This window comes from Paenibacillus sp. FSL L8-0502 (assembly GCF_038593055.1).
Classification (GTDB): domain Bacteria; phylum Bacillota; class Bacilli; order Paenibacillales; family Paenibacillaceae; genus Paenibacillus; species Paenibacillus polymyxa_D.
In genome coordinates, this window is record NZ_CP151958.1 from 436225 (window position 1) to 450829 (window position 14605).

Here is a 14605-nt window from a genome sequence, read left to right on the forward strand (position 1 = left end):
ATTTTTAAAAAACAAAGAAAGATTAAAGGAGTGCTGACAGATGCATATTTGTCCCCGTTGTGAGTCCAATCGTTCAGAAGTTGTTTCCCATTCGCCGGTTAAAGATGCCTGGGAGGTTTTGTTGTGCCCTGTATGCCTGTTCACATGGCGAACCTCAGAACCGGATAGCATTACGGATCCAGCAAAGTATAAATCGGCGTTCAAGGTAAACCCCAAAGATATTCCGAATGCTGCTCATGTTCCTCCTATTCCAGAGCGGTTATAGGGTCGTTCGTAAGTAGCCGTAAATTATGGTACTTTGAAGTTATAGGCCAAAAGTAAAGGGGATTATACTTCATGCAGACACCAAGGATCGGTAAGGAACTGTTCACGCTACTGGACGGCAAGGCATTGGAGAACAAGCAGCATGAAGCCATGATGCTGCTGACGGTCACGGAAGATCAGTGGCCGCACATAGCGATGATTAGTGTGGGCGAAGTTGTAGCGCTGGACGAGGGGAATTTGCGTCTGGCCCTATGGCCGGGTACAACCACGACGGGCAACATGATCCGCACTGGGAAGGCGACGCTTGCGGTGTTTACCGGGGGGAAGGCGCATTATGTGCGGTTGTCACTGGAACATCTGCCTGCTTTGCCCGGAGCCAAGCATGTACGTGAGCGATTTGCGGCTCATGTTTTTGCAGCCAGAGAGGATTCGGCCCAATATGCGGATATTTTGACAGGTGTCACGGTTCGTCTCAAGGAACCGGAATCGGTGATTCATCGCTGGAAGGAAACGGTGGCTGAGCTGTTAATGTAAAGCCATCTGATTATGATAAATAATCTATGTATTTACCAAGTTTACCGTTAAAATAAATGCGAGGGAATAAGCGCTTACAAGAAATCACGCTGAACTTGTTGGAACAAGAATTAGAGCGCGAGGGGAAGCTTGTTTCTTTTGAAGGAAAAATAGGAGGGATGAATATGTCTCGTTTTGACAAGGTAGATCAGCTATTGCAACAATTTATAGTAAATGGGCCGGCAGGTTGCGGTTGTGCCATTGCCCAGAATGGTGAAGTGTTGTATGAAGGGTATCATGGATATGCTGATCTGGAAGCCGGAAAGCCAATCACTGAGGATACAGTGTATCGCTTGTTTTCCATGACAAAGGTTGTTGTCTGTGCGGCTGCACTTATGCTGTACGAACGTGGGCAATTTTTGTTGAATGAACCCTTGTATGAATATTTTCCCGAATATCGTAATGCGCATGTATTCAAAACCGCTCCTAACGGATACACCTACGTGGATAAGGCAGAGAATCCCATTTTAATTAAGCATATATTCAATATGAGTATGGGTCTTCCTTACGCTTCCGAGTCTTCAGAAACAGGAAAAGCTATGCAGAAGGCCATTGCAGGATTAAAGGAAAAGCAGGGGAAATATGACCTACGCACAGAAATTGAAGCGCTTTCTGAAGTTCCACTTGCGTTTGAGCCGGGAACACGCTGGTTATACGGATATGGACATGATTTTGTTGCAGGTCTTATTGAAGTGATTTCAGGTAAATCAGTAGGACAATTTTTAAAGGATGAAATCTTTGATCCACTTGGAATGAACAATACAGGTTACCGTTATCGTGGAGATATTGAATCGCGGATGGCCTCCATGTATCAACGGACAGACGCCGGAAAACTTGAAAAAATGGAGGGTTTCCTGGATGAATATCATCAGCCAGATGCTATATATGAAGGCGGAGGCGCAGGTTTATATTCGACAGTCAAAGATTACCTCACATTTTCACAAATGATGTCAAATGGCGGCACGGTAAACGGTGTGAACTTATTGGGGAGAAAAACCATTGATTTAATGCGCACCAATCATCTTAATACAGCTCAACTATCGGATTTCACCAATTCATACCATACAGGTTATGGCTATGGACTTGGTGTGCGCACGTTAATGGATAAAGCGGCTGGGCATGCAAACAGCTCGATTGGAGAATTTGGCTGGACGGGAATGGCAGGCACCTGGGTTTCTATAGATCCGAGCGAACAATTCTCCGTCGTATATATGCATCAGCTCGATCCCAATATGGAAGAGTACCATCATTTGAGAGTTCGCGCGGCAGCTTATAGCTGTTTATAAATGCGGGATTGTGGATCTGTTGTGAAAACTCTTCACTATGGCCCTGAAGATACACAAATTGTAATGTCTAAATCTTTATCAGAAATGATCTAGTTAATAAGGACCAAATTTCCCTTGAAGCCTAAACTATTCTTTTCCATATGACGACATAAAACGTAGGTATAAGGATTTTGCGAAATCCTTAATTTAAGTTTTGAAATGGGAGGGAATTAGATTTTGAAGAATAGATGGTCCGGTTTTCTGGCGTTGGTCATCCTGATTTCAAGTTTTACATCATATGCAGGGTTTGCATCTGCAGCAGAAGCAGTGCTTTCCAAGATTGTCCTTTCGTCTAACGAGGTAACTTTGCAACAGGGGGATACAGCTGCATTGACGGCTACGGCTGTTTTTAGTGATGGGACAACCTCAAATGTAACCGTAAGCACGGATTGGAAAAGTGATAACACAGCTATTGCTACTGTGTATAATGGTACAGTTTCGGCCAAGGCTGAAGGGGAAGCCACCGTGGTTGCGACCTATAAAGATAAGGTACAATCGGTTCAGGTACATGTAACGAAAAAGGTTAAGGCGCTGACATCTAGTGTACAAAGCCTGAACTTGCGTTCAAGCGGTACAGGACAGGTTGATTTGACAGCGACATACAGTGATAATACAACAGCTCAGGTTTCGGGTGATGCTACTTGGACCTCGGATAATCAAAAGATTGCAACTGTAGTTAACGGTTTGGTTACCGCTCAGGGAGCAGGTACAGCCAATATTAAGGCCGTATATGGTCAGCAGACCGTAACCATTGCTGTACAGGTAGAGCAAGTTAAACGTCTTGATGTCAGTTCATCAGAGGTTTCTCTTTTGCTGAAGGATACTGAGAAGGTTAAACTTTCAGCGACGTTCCCGGATGGATCGGTACAGGACGTGACAGAGTCCGCTGAGTGGAGCTCCAGCAATGCAGCTGTGGCGGATGTACTGAAAGGCACCATTACCGGCTATAGCGCGGGAAAGGCGACAATTACAGGTAAATATGGCACGATGTCCGCTACGATTTCGGTGGATGTCGATCAAACGAATAAGCTGAAAGCCAGCGAATCCAATATTTTTCTCCGTCTGGATGAATCTAAAAAAATACAGGTTTCTGCTGTTTACCCGGATGGAACAGTAACGGATATCACGGATAAAGCTACTTGGGCATCAAGCGATGAAAAAATTGCAACGGTGAATAAAGGAACGATTATGGCCATCGGTGCGGGTTCGGCAACGGTGACCGCTAAGTATGGAGATAAGACCGTTTCGATCAAGACAGATGTCGAAACCTCTAGATTTCTGGATTTGAGCGAGGACAAGCTGAGCTTGAATGCCAAGGAATCCAAAAAGCTCAAGCTGACCGCAACGTACGTAACAGGTACGGAAGAAGATATCACAAGTAAGGCAGAGTGGAAGTCCAGCAATGAAGATATCGCTTTTGTCAGCGCGGGGGAAGTCACAGGTTATAAAACAGGTGAGGCTACCATCACCGCTTCTTATGGCGGCAAAACAGCTACAGCTACGGTATCCGTAAATGTACCCGGGGATCTGTCTCTGTCCTCCAAAACGGCAACAATTGATATTAATGAGGACTATACTGCAACTTTGACGGCTACTTATGCGGATGGGCGTAAGGAAGATGTAACACAGGATGCAGAATGGGCTTCAAGCGCGGAAGATATTGCCTCTGTGTCCAAAGGAACGATTACGGGTAAATCTGCTGGTAAAGCGGTTATTACAGCGACCTATAATGGCAAAAAACTAACAATTAACGTACAAGTGGGCCTTGTAGACCGTCTGGAAACAGACTCGCGTGTAATTGCGCTTGGTGCTCAGGAAACGAAGCAGCTGAAAGTAACAGGAGTTAAGAGTGGCGGTACAAAAACAGATGTAACCAAGGATGCCACCTGGACAACTAGCAATGTAAAAGTGGTTGAAGTTAGCGAAGGTTTGATCAAAGCGAATGGTAGTGGTAAGGCAACTGTGACTGCTTCATATGGCAAGCAAAACATTACGTTTACGGTAGAAGTGGACGTAGCGCAAAAGATTGAAGCGGATGCAATCGCGCTATCGCTCAAATCTGGAGATCAAAAAACCATCGCGATTGTGGTTAAATCGAGCGATGGTAAAGAAAAGGATGTTACAACCCAAGCTGAATGGAAAACGTCCAATTATAAGGTAGCCACTGTTAAAAAGGGTCAGGTTACCGCGGTCAGCTACGGTAAAGCTAACATTCAGGCGAAGTTCGGCGGGAAGATAATCAGCGTACCTGTAGATGTTGATACGCTTAAATATTTGCAAACAGACGAAGTCGCCTTGAATTTGAAGGCAGGACAGCTGGCTAAGGTTACGGCTACAGCCACGTATAAGGATGAGTCGGAGAAGGATGTTTCCAAACCGGCTGTCTGGTCCTCGTCCAGAATTATTGTGGCGACCGTCAAAGACGGTAACATTAAGGCACAGGGCAAGGGCAAAGCAGTAATTACTGTGAAATATGCAGGTAAAATGACGAAGATACAGGTAACCGTTCAGTAATCTGTAACCCGACTAAAAAGAAAAAGAGCAAGCATACGTCCAGCGACGATATGCTTGCTCTTTTCTTTATAAGGGCGAATTCTCTTTCCCTAGGACAATGTAGGGGAGAGGTAGTCGCCTTGTTTTATAGAGGAAAAGTAATTGGTTTAAAGCTTAGAAATTACGACTTATTCTTCTTGATTGATGCGTTGCGTGTAAGTGATTCGGTCAAACGCTTGCCAGTCGGCGTCTGAGCCAAGCCGCCTTTGGCGGTCTCGCGGTGCTTCGACGGCATCGCGCTGCCGACTTCAAGCATCACGTCAATGACTTCGTCAGACGGAATAGCGCTGCGCACACCCGCCAAAGCCATGTCCGCTGCGGCAAGCGCAGTCACGGCTCCCAGCCCGTTGCGCACGATGCACGGAATCTCCACGAGTCCGGCGACGGGGTCGCAAATCAGGCCGAGCGTGTTCTTAAGAGCGAGGCCCACGGCGTGAACAGCCTGTTCAGGCGTACCACCGCGTAGCTCGACCATAGCGCCAGCGGCCATCCCGATAGCTGAGCCAATCTCAGCCTGACAGCCTCCCTCCGCGCCAGAAATGAAGGAGTTGTTGGCGATCACGTAGCCAATGGCTCCAGCGGCGAATAGGCCGTTCACCATATGCTCATCATCCCAGCCGAACCGTTCCTGCGCACTGATGAACACACCAGGGATAACCCCACATGAGCCTGCGGTAGGAGTGGCGACAATGCGACCCATGGATGCATTAACCTCCGACACGGAGAGGGCATAAGCCATGGCGAGCGCGGAGGCATCACCGGAGCAGGTCTCCCCTGACCGCAGATACTCGGCCAGGCGCTTGCCGTCGCCGCCCGTCAATCCACTGCGGGATACGGTGTCTTGTGTCTGACCGCGATGAACGGCTTCCTTCATGATTTCATAATAATCAGACATTTGGCGAAAGATTTCTTCCTCCGTTGTATTCGTTTCTTGTACCTGCTCTTGAATCATCAAGCGGCCAATCGTGGTGGATTCTTCAGCGCATAAAGCGCTGATCTCATGCAGATGGCTAAACCGCATCGGATTCAGCTCCTTTTTTCAAATTAATCATCTTAATTTCATACATATGAGGTAAAGAACGCAGTTCCGCAATCAGTTCAGCTGGAGCAGAACTGTCCGTTTCAATGGCGGTGAGTGCTTCACCATCCCGGCCTTTGCGATCTACGTGCATATAGGCAATGTTAATGTGGGCCGCGCCCAGCGCTGAAGTTATTGCGCCCAATGTACCGGGCTTATCCGAGTGGAGAAGCACCAGCGTAGGCAGCTCCCCGGTCAGATTGACCCGGAATTCGTTGAGTTGCTGGACATGGATGCTGCCGCCGCCGATGGAGGAGCCCAGCAGTGTGCGCTGATCCTCGCCCTTCCACAACTCGAAACGGACGGTGTTCGGATGAGGAGCGGGGAGTCCACTGACGGCGAATTCCACGGTCATCCCGGCTTGCTCGGCCCATTGCTCGGCATCTGGAATCCGGTGATCGTCCGTATCGTAATTAAGCAGTCCTGCGATGAGCGCCAGATCCGTACCGTGTCCTTTATACGTATCGGCAAAGGAGCCGTACAGTGTCATACGGGCACGGTCAGGCTGCGCCCCGAGCCAGTGCCGGGCAACGCGTGCGAGTCGCACCGCGCCTGCGGTGTGTGAACTGGAAGGTCCGGTCATGGCCGGGCCGATAATAGAAAATACATCTTTGAAACGCATGGTGTGGCCCCCTGTATGTTCTAATACCATACTATATGGTATTTCCGCGTCTTTGCGCGGTTATGACGGTTCCTAATGCTGACGCACAATGTGAGCACAAAAAAGGACAGGATAAGGAAGTTTCCCTTATCTCTGTCCTCGTTACCTGAGAGTTTCGTGCGGTGTTCTTACCGCCTTACCCCTTGGGTGGCTTGCGCTCTCTCCAGAGTTGCGTCAGATGACGATACATGGACCTGAGAGATTATCCGCCAGCCGGGTGCTGGCGTCTTGCTCCTTCGGTGCCGCCAGAGTGTAAGCCCCCTGGACAGACTCTCCCGTCATCTTCATTCGCGTATACCGTTCTACATGTCTTTCTTAGCGTAATGTATGACGTGCTCGGTGTCAATCACAGGGTTTAATTTTTACATAAACAGGTGCATTTCCAATAAAAAAGATTAAAGTTTACATAATTACGGATGAAATCAGGAAGGAATTAGAAGATTGGCGGCTAATCTGATAGAGGACAAGTACATTTATGGAAATCATAGGAGGGATATTGACGTATGGTAAAAGGCTTGCGGTTCACAGGTTCACGCTTAAAAGGGATGCTGCATCTAGCAGCGATCGTTTCACTGCTGATCGGGATCTTCGTTCCGTTCGGTCAGGTCAAGGCAGAGGGAGCATTGACAGTAGCCGAAGCACTTCAGGGCCAAAGCAGTGGAGGTACGGTGACGGTAGAAGGTTATATCGTCGGACATGCTACCGGATCGAAAACGGCTAACTTTTCTTCTCCGTTTGCGAATGATTTTAACGTACTGATTGCTGACCAGGCTAATGAACGTAGCACTTCTAATCTATTGGATGTACAGCTGACATCCGCGTACAGAGGGCAATTTGGACTGTCAGGCCATCCTGAGCTGATCGGCAGCAAAATCCGTGTGACGGGTACACTTGGCGCCTACAATAATTTTGGTGGAGTGAAAAGCCCAAGCGCTGTTGAACTGGTGAACGGAAGCGAGCCAGGGGAACCTGGTGAACCTGAACCTGGCAACCCGGGTCAACCCGGTACTACATTGCCGGATGGAAAAGGCAAAAAGGTGCTGTTCGATAATACGCACGCACAGACCGCTGGTGCAGCAGATTGGGTCATTGAAGGCGCCTTCTCCGACTTTGCCAATGGACTGCGTAATGTAGGCTTTACGGTAGACCCATTAAATCGTCCCATTCCTTTTACTTATGGAGAGCAGGCCATAACCTATGACAAGCTGCGCCAATATGATGTGTTCATTATTGGTGAAGCGAATGTTGCCTTTAAGGCATCCGAGCAGGCTGCCCTGCTGCAATACGTGAATAACGGAGGGAGCGTCTTCTTCATCTCCGATCATTATAATGCAGATCGTAACAAAAACCGTTGGGATTCCTCCGAGGTTATGAATGGCTACCGTCGTGGAGCCTATACTAATCCGGCCAAAGGCATGACTGCAGAAGAGGCTGCATCACCGGCAATGCAAGGATTAACAAGCTCCGATTGGCTGGCGGCCAACTTTGGCGTTCGTTTCCGTTACAATGCGCTCGGTGATGTGAATGCTACCGACATTGTAGCCGCAGATCAATCTTTCGGTATTACCAAGGGTGTGCGCTCGATTGCCATGCATGCAGGATCTACGCTGGCTATTATTGATCCTACCAAGGCTAAAGGCATTGCTTATATCCCTTCAGGCACGAAAAAATGGGGGAATGCGGTAGATCAGGGGGTTTATAACGGCGGGGGCCGTGCGGAAGGACCTTATGCCGCTATCTCCAAGGTAGGCCAAGGCAAGGCGGCATTCATCGGTGATTCTTCCCCTGTAGAAGATGCTACACCGAAATATGTGCGTGAGGAAAACGGACAGTCGAAGAAGACATATGATGGCTTCAAAGAAGTGGATGATTCAACCTTCCTGGTGCAAACGGTTCAATGGCTTGCATGGAAGCAGGACTACACGAAATTGTCTGATGTGGCAGGTTTGACTCTGGATCAACCAACGAAGCTTCTGCCATTCGAAGAGCCTGCGGCGTCCACGGAACCACAGCCTGAGCCTTGGTCTGCTCCGGCAGCAGGCTACAAATGGTACGATCCTAGAACATTCAAGTCTGGCTCCTATGGAGCGGCTTCGTAAATTATATTGTCAGGAGCTCAATGTGAGCTTGGGTTAGTTAGTCGTTTGATCCCTGCTGAGGGATCAGGCGACTTTTTTTGTGATGAAAATTAACCTGTGGTTGGTTATTTCATTACATTTTGTGCCAGAAAGGCCGCACTATTGCTGGATCATTGATTTTTTAAATGATGTTGATAGCATAATCTTAATTGATATATCCATATACTGGTGATAGGATGTATTCAAATTATTCCGACAAAAACGGTATGTAATGTTCATGAGAGGTTTTAAACATCAAACATGGTGAGAATAAGCGGGACAAGACCATGGAGAATGGAGGAAGCGCGCATTGAATACCGAACCTGTGTTGGAAATTAAAGGATTATCCGTATCTTTTCGCATCCAGGATCAATATCACCCCGCAGTCGACCATCTGGATCTGACGGTCAACCCCAATGAAGTGCTGGCTGTAGTCGGAGAATCCGGCTGTGGCAAAAGCGCGTTAGCGCTTTCGATCCCGCAACTGCATGACATGGAACGCACGCGTGTAGAGGGGAAGGTCTTTTTTAAAGGAACGGACTTGAACCGTCTTTCCTCAGGGCAAATGAATAAAATCCGCGGAGCGGGAATTGGCATGATCTTTCAGGACCCGTTGACAGCACTCAACCCGTTGATGAGCATTGGCAAGCAGATTGAGGAAAATCTCGATTATCATACGTCACTATCTACGAAGCAAAAAAGGGAACGTGTGCTGGAGCTGCTGGAAAGTGTAGATATACCGAATCCAGTGCGTGTGTATGATCAGTATCCGCATGAACTGTCAGGAGGGATGCGGCAGCGTGTGATGATCGCGATTGCCATAGCTTGCCGACCTTCTCTTATTATTGCAGATGAGCCGACGACTGCGCTCGATGTAACGATCCAATCGCAAATTCTCGACTTGCTCAAACAGCTTCAACAGGAGACTGGGAGCGGTATTATCCTGATTACGCACGATCTTGGTGTTGTGGCAGAAGTAGCCGACCGCGTGGTGGTCATGTATGCCGGAGAAATCGTGGAGAGCGCTGATGTTTTTGAATTATTCAGGCAACCACAGCATCCGTATACGCGTTCTTTGCTTGCTTCCATGCCGGGATCGCATACCAAGGGGGAATCACTGCATGTCATCGGCGGCATTGTTCCCTCATTACAAGATATCCCCCGCAATAGCTGCCGCTTTGCTCCACGTATTCCCTGGATTCAGCAGAGGGTGCATGAAGACCATCCCCAATTAAATGAAATTTCCCCTGGACATTGGGTCCGTTGTACATGTTATCAGCATTTTCATTTTGAAGACGAGGCAAAGGGGGAGGCTGCTCATGGCACTACTGGAGTTAAATGATTTGAGGGTGCACTATCCGGTGCGCGGTGGTTTCTTCCAGCGTGTTATCGATCAGGTGAAAGCAGTGGATGGCGTGTCGATCAGCATTGAGGCAGGCCAGACCTACGGGCTGGTGGGGGAATCTGGCTGTGGGAAAACGACGACAGGCAGGACGATCATCGGTCTAAATAAGCTGACGAGCGGACGGACTTTGTTTAAAGGAAAGGACCTTGCAGCTCTAAGCCGTAACAATCGTCATCCATTGCGTAGAGATATTCAGATGATTTTTCAGGACCCATACTCTTCGCTTAACCCGCGTAAGCGCGTATTGGATGTCATTGCTGAACCGCTGCGAAATTTTGAAAGGCTGAGTAGTGAGGAAGAACGGAGAAAAGTACAGACGTTGCTGGAAAAGGTCGGCTTGAACGCCGATGCAGCCTATAAATATCCGCATGAATTTTCCGGGGGGCAACGACAGCGGATCGGGATCGCGCGTGCGCTGACATTAAACCCCAAGCTGATCATTGCTGATGAGCCAGTGTCAGCACTGGACGTTTCCGTGCAGGCACAGGTGCTTAATTTTATGAAGGATGTGCAGCAGGAATTTAATTTGACGTATTTGTTCATCAGCCATGATTTAGGTATTATCCGCCATATGTGCGACCAAATCGGTATTATGTATCGGGGCCGTCTAGTGGAGCAGGGGAGCGAGCAAGATATTTATGAGCGTCCACAGCATCTGTATACCCAGCGCCTCATTGCAACCATTCCCAATATTGATCCTACAAAACGGCTGGAAAATGCTCAAAAAAGGCGAATGCTTTTATCCTCCTACAAAACAGAGCTACCCAAACATCTAGACGCGAGTGGAAAACCGTTTGCACTAAAATCAGTAAGTCCATCCCATCAAGTCGCACTACCATAAGGGGGGTACAGAAATGTGGAAATTTACACTGCGTCGGCTACTGGTTATGATCCCTCAACTTTTTGCACTGAGCGTGCTTATATTTTTCCTAGCTAAGGCTATGCCAGGGGATGCCTTGACAGGGCTCATCACTTCAACTCCCAATCTAAATCCGGCTGCACTGGAAGAGCAGCGACAAAGACTGGGACTGAATGACCCGGTCTGGATGCAGTATGGGAACTGGCTCGTCCAGCTTGCTCACGGGGATCTGGGCAAATCTTATGTACATAAAATTAGCGTTACCGATCTGATTGGCAGCCGTCTGGGGAACACGTTCTTTCTGGGCGTAGTCATTCTGGTTCTGACGTATCTGATCGCCATCCCGCTCGGCGTACTCAGCGGTCGTTATCAGCATAGTCTGCTGGACAAAACCGTAGTGGGCTATACCTATCTCAGCTTTGCGACACCTCTATTTATACTCGCGTTGCTGCTGCTGTATGTATTCGGCTTTAGGCTCGGCTGGTTTCCAACCAGCGGCAGTGTGGATGTAGGTGTGGAGCCGGGGGCATGGTCATATTACGTGAACAAGTCGTATCATCTCATTTTACCGGCGGTTACAGGCGCATTGCTCAGTACAACGGCTACGATTCAGTATTTGCGCAATGAGGTCATTGACACAAGACTGAAGGATTTTGTGAAAACAGCGCGTTCCAAAGGGGTACCCGAAGGTAAAATTTATTCCCGCCATATTTTCAAAAACTCTCTATTGCCGATTGCTGCCTTTTTGGGCTATGACCTGACGGGAGTCATTGCAGGCAACATTTTTCTTGAATCTATTTTCGGTTATCCGGGGTTGGGCCAATTATTTCTTCAGTCCATCACTCAACGGGATTTTTCAGTCGTGAACGCGCTGGTCATGATTTCTGGCTTCTTGGCACTATTAGGGACCCTTTTATCTGATGTCATCCTGAGCAAGGTCGATCCCCGCATTCGAATTGAATAGCGAACAAGTCTAGAGAAAGGGAGGGATTATGGTGTCTATACAGGTGGAGGAGGTTTTCACGCCGGGAATCATTCGTAAATCACCATCCAGTTGGTCTGTACTACGTCGTGAGCTGGTGCGTGACAAAATGGCCTTGGTTTCCATTGGCTTTGTGATTCTGTTCTTGATCTTTATATATGCCTCTGTCCTGTTTGTAAATCAGGATGTAGTCACGACGGTCGATTTGGGCGCGATTCGTGAAGCTCCAGGCTCAGTGCATTGGCTGGGGACAGATCGAGCGGGCAGAGATATTTTCGGCCAACTGGTCATTGGAGCCCGCAATTCCTTCACTATTGGCTTTACGATTACATTGTTATCCGCCGCTATTGGCTTAACATTAGGTTTACTGGCTGGTTTTTATGGGGGAATGGTCGATAACATCATCATGCGGATTATTGATTTTATTTTGGTGCTTCCATTTTTGATGTTGGTCATCGTATTTGTCAGCATTGTACCCAAAAGCGGCATAGGGTCCTTTATTTTTATCATGACTGCCTTTTTATGGATTGGAAAAGCACGCCTGATCCGGGCGAAGGTGTTGTCGGAGCGCGAACTGGATTATGTGCAGGCTTCCAAAACCCTTGGCACACCCAATTGGAAAATCATCTGGTTTGGCGTGCTGCCCAATCTTAGCTCGGTCGTGATCGTCAATCTGACCCTCAGTCTCGCGGGGAATATCGGGATTGAGACCGGGCTTTCTTATCTCGGCTTTGGCTTACCGGAATCTACGCCAAGCTTGGGTACACTGGTGAGTTATGCCAATGACCCGGATGTTTTGCAGAATAGCTGGTGGATGTGGTTACCTGCCTCACTGCTTATTTTGGTGTTAATGCTGGCGATTAACTTTATTGGCCAGGCGCTCAAACGCGCCACGGATGCCAGACAACGATTGGGTTAACCGAAGTTCAAGGATAAGGACAATGACAAGGAGGGATTTACAATGGTTAAACACTGGAAAAAAGGGATTCTGCCTGTTCTAGCTGCAATTTTGGTACTTTCATTGGCGGCATGCAGCGGTTCGCCTTCCGCTTCAAATGGAGGGAAATCGTCTGACGGTACAGGCGGCTCAGGGTCCGACAGCAAACAGGTGAATGCGACAGCGCTGGCGAAGGCGATCAAGAACGATAAGGCCCCGATTAAGGGTGGCATCATCAATTATGCACTCGTGTCTGATACCCCTTTTGAAGGCATTCTGAATCCTGTATTTTATGAAGGCAATCCTGATTTTGAAGTCTTCCAGTTTTTTTATCCTTCTATGTTTTCGATTGACTCCAATCTGAATATTGACAATAAAGGGGCGGCGACGATTTCCTTTTCCCCAGACAATAAGGCGGTGACTGTGAAAATTGATCCCAAACTGAACTGGACGGATGGTAATCCCGTAACGGCGGAGGACTATGCTTTTTCCTATGAAGTGATCGGTCATAAAGACTACGAAGGTCCGCGTTATGATAGTTTTATGACGAATATTGTGGGTATGGAAGATTATCACTCGGGTAAGGCCAAAACCATTTCTGGCATCAAAGTGCTCAATGAGAAAGAGGTTACCATTCATTTCAAGGAACCTAATCCTTCGGTGAAATCGGGACTTTGGTCTACACCCCTGGAGAAAAAGGTGTTTCAGAATATCCCCGTGAAAGATATGGCCGGATCAGATCCTGTCCGTAAAAATCCGATTGGCTATGGGCCGTTCAAAATTAAATCCATGGTTACAGGTGAATCTGTGGAATTTGTCAAAAATGAGGATTATTTTCACGGTGTACCCAAGCTGGATGGCCTTCATCTGAAGGTGGTGAACCCGAATGTCATTACCGAGGCGCTGAAAAGTGGAGAAGTCGACTGGGCCAGCTATCCAACCACCCGTTACAATGAGGCCAGCAATCCGAAAAATGTACAGTTTCTCGGTCAGGAGGAATTATCTTATAGCTATGTAGGCTTTAAAATGGGAAAATTCGATCAGGCCAAGAGTCTAAATATCATGGACCCGAACGCCAAGCTGGCGAACAAGTCATTACGTCAGGCCCTCGGCTATGCGCTGAATAACGAGCAGGTTGGCAAGCAGCTCTATCATGGGCTTCGGACTCCTGCGACATCCTTGGTCCCGCCCGCCTTTAAGGGATATCATGATGTGAATGCGAAGGGCATTGCGTATGATCCGGACAAGGCAAAAAAGCTGCTGGACGAGGCAGGGTATGTGGACACCAATGGAGATGGATACCGTGAGGACCCTAAGGGCAAGGAACTGGTGCTACATTATGCGGCAATGAGCGGGGATGCGACAGCCGAATCGCTGGCGAAGTTTTATTTGCAAAATTGGAAGGATGTCGGGCTTCATGTCGAGCTGGTGGACGGCCGTCTGCTTGAGTTCAATTCTTTCTATGACCGTGTGCAGAAGGATGACCCTGGCATTGATATTTTTGGCGGCGCATGGAGTACAGGTACAGATGTAAACCCTAGTGGGCTGTATGGACGCGGAGCCAGCTTTAACTACTCGCGCTTTACCAGTGAAGAGAATGATAAGCTGTTGCAGGAAGGGGTGTCTGTGAAAGCCTTTGACGACAATTATCGTAAAGATATATACAATCAGTGGCAGGCGTATATGAGCGAGGAGGCACCCATTGTACCGACGTTATTCCGTTACTCGTTGGAGGCAGTGAATAATCGGGTAGCCAATTACGATATTACCCGTGGCAAGGAGTATGATGCAGACACGTTTGCGAATATTACGTTGACTGCGGAAAAAGCAGAAGTAGCCCAATAATCTAAA

12 protein-coding genes and 1 riboswitch are annotated in these 14605 nt (G+C 48.1%); of the genes, 10 read left to right on the forward strand and 2 right to left on the reverse strand.

The window, feature by feature from the left end:
- The first annotated feature begins 40 nt into the window (after positions 1–40).
- The 4 genes from NSQ57_RS01960 to NSQ57_RS01975 all read left to right on the forward strand — a co-directional run bounded on the left by NSQ57_RS01960 (position 41) and on the right by NSQ57_RS01975 (position 4676).
- Positions 41–265 carry a non-oxidative hydroxyarylic acid decarboxylases subunit D gene (locus NSQ57_RS01960; RefSeq protein WP_029514658.1) on the forward strand — a complete coding sequence of 75 codons (225 nt, stop codon included), beginning with the start codon at positions 41–43 and terminating at the stop codon, positions 263–265.
- Between the two features lie 71 nt (positions 266–336).
- A complete protein-coding gene (locus NSQ57_RS01965) occupies positions 337–798 on the forward strand; it encodes a hypothetical protein (protein WP_029514659.1) in 462 nt (153 codons plus the stop codon).
- Positions 799–962: 164 nt separating this feature from the next.
- A complete protein-coding gene (locus tag NSQ57_RS01970; protein WP_342425563.1) occupies positions 963–2123 on the forward strand; it encodes a serine hydrolase domain-containing protein in 1161 nt (386 codons plus the stop codon).
- A 216-nt stretch (positions 2124–2339) separates the two neighbouring features.
- Positions 2340–4676, forward strand: a complete 2337-nt coding sequence (locus NSQ57_RS01975) for an Ig-like domain-containing protein (RefSeq protein WP_029514661.1) — start codon at positions 2340–2342, stop codon at positions 4674–4676.
- A gap of 160 nt (positions 4677–4836) precedes the next feature.
- Here NSQ57_RS01975 and sdaAA read toward each other — a convergent pair whose 3' ends face one another.
- Both sdaAA and sdaAB read right to left on the reverse strand, forming a co-directional pair.
- On the reverse strand, positions 4837–5736 hold the full coding sequence (sdaAA, locus tag NSQ57_RS01980; protein WP_069010728.1) for an L-serine ammonia-lyase, iron-sulfur-dependent, subunit alpha: 900 nt from the start codon (positions 5734–5736) through the stop codon (positions 4837–4839).
- The gene (gene sdaAB, locus NSQ57_RS01985; protein ID WP_069010729.1) at positions 5726–6415 is read right to left on the reverse strand and encodes an L-serine ammonia-lyase, iron-sulfur-dependent subunit beta; all 690 of its coding nucleotides are present in this window, start codon (positions 6413–6415) and stop codon (positions 5726–5728) included. The genes sdaAA and sdaAB overlap by 11 nt, the downstream gene beginning before the upstream one ends.
- A gap of 122 nt (positions 6416–6537) precedes the next feature.
- Positions 6538–6631, reverse strand: a riboswitch (glycine riboswitch).
- Positions 6632–6957: 326 nt separating this feature from the next.
- Between sdaAB and NSQ57_RS01990 the strand changes: the two genes are divergently transcribed.
- From NSQ57_RS01990 to opp4A, 6 genes are all read left to right on the forward strand, one after another.
- A complete protein-coding gene (locus NSQ57_RS01990; RefSeq protein WP_342425564.1) occupies positions 6958–8553 on the forward strand; it encodes a DUF6359 domain-containing protein in 1596 nt (531 codons plus the stop codon).
- 328 nt (positions 8554–8881) lie between these two features.
- On the forward strand, positions 8882–9913 hold the full coding sequence (locus NSQ57_RS01995; protein ID WP_342425565.1) for an ABC transporter ATP-binding protein: 1032 nt from the start codon (positions 8882–8884) through the stop codon (positions 9911–9913).
- The gene (locus NSQ57_RS02000; RefSeq protein WP_342425566.1) at positions 9891–10817 is read left to right on the forward strand and encodes an ATP-binding cassette domain-containing protein; all 927 of its coding nucleotides are present in this window, start codon (positions 9891–9893) and stop codon (positions 10815–10817) included. Before NSQ57_RS01995 ends, NSQ57_RS02000 begins: the two co-directional genes overlap by 23 nt.
- Before the next feature lie 13 nt (positions 10818–10830).
- Positions 10831–11799, forward strand: coding sequence for an oligopeptide ABC transporter permease (opp4B, locus tag NSQ57_RS02005; RefSeq protein WP_029514667.1), 969 nt, complete (start codon positions 10831–10833; stop codon positions 11797–11799).
- Positions 11800–11827: 28 nt separating this feature from the next.
- The gene (locus tag NSQ57_RS02010) at positions 11828–12736 is read left to right on the forward strand and encodes an ABC transporter permease (protein WP_069010733.1); all 909 of its coding nucleotides are present in this window, start codon (positions 11828–11830) and stop codon (positions 12734–12736) included.
- 42 nt (positions 12737–12778) lie between these two features.
- Positions 12779–14599, forward strand: a complete 1821-nt coding sequence (opp4A, locus tag NSQ57_RS02015; RefSeq protein WP_029514669.1) for an oligopeptide ABC transporter substrate-binding protein — start codon at positions 12779–12781, stop codon at positions 14597–14599.
- Positions 14600–14605 lie beyond the last annotated feature (6 nt).

Bases quoted from the DNA above. Each gene is read 5' to 3' on its own strand.
- NSQ57_RS01960 (WP_029514658.1), top strand. From the start codon at position 41: ATGCATATTTGTCCCCGTTGTGAGTCCAATCGTTCAGAAGTTGTTTCC.
- NSQ57_RS01965 (WP_029514659.1), top strand. From the start codon at position 337: ATGCAGACACCAAGGATCGGTAAGGAACTGTTCACGCTACTGGACGGC.
- NSQ57_RS01970 (WP_342425563.1), top strand. From the start codon at position 963: ATGTCTCGTTTTGACAAGGTAGATCAGCTATTGCAACAATTTATAGTA.
- sdaAA (WP_069010728.1), bottom strand. From the start codon at position 5,736: ATGCGGTTTAGCCATCTGCATGAGATCAGCGCTTTATGCGCTGAAGAA.
- sdaAB (WP_069010729.1), bottom strand. From the start codon at position 6,415: ATGCGTTTCAAAGATGTATTTTCTATTATCGGCCCGGCCATGACCGGA.
- NSQ57_RS01990 (WP_342425564.1), top strand. From the start codon at position 6,958: ATGGTAAAAGGCTTGCGGTTCACAGGTTCACGCTTAAAAGGGATGCTG.
- NSQ57_RS02000 (WP_342425566.1), top strand. From the start codon at position 9,891: ATGGCACTACTGGAGTTAAATGATTTGAGGGTGCACTATCCGGTGCGC.
- opp4B (WP_029514667.1), top strand. From the start codon at position 10,831: ATGTGGAAATTTACACTGCGTCGGCTACTGGTTATGATCCCTCAACTT.
- NSQ57_RS02010 (WP_069010733.1), top strand. From the start codon at position 11,828: ATGGTGTCTATACAGGTGGAGGAGGTTTTCACGCCGGGAATCATTCGT.
- opp4A (WP_029514669.1), top strand. From the start codon at position 12,779: ATGGTTAAACACTGGAAAAAAGGGATTCTGCCTGTTCTAGCTGCAATT.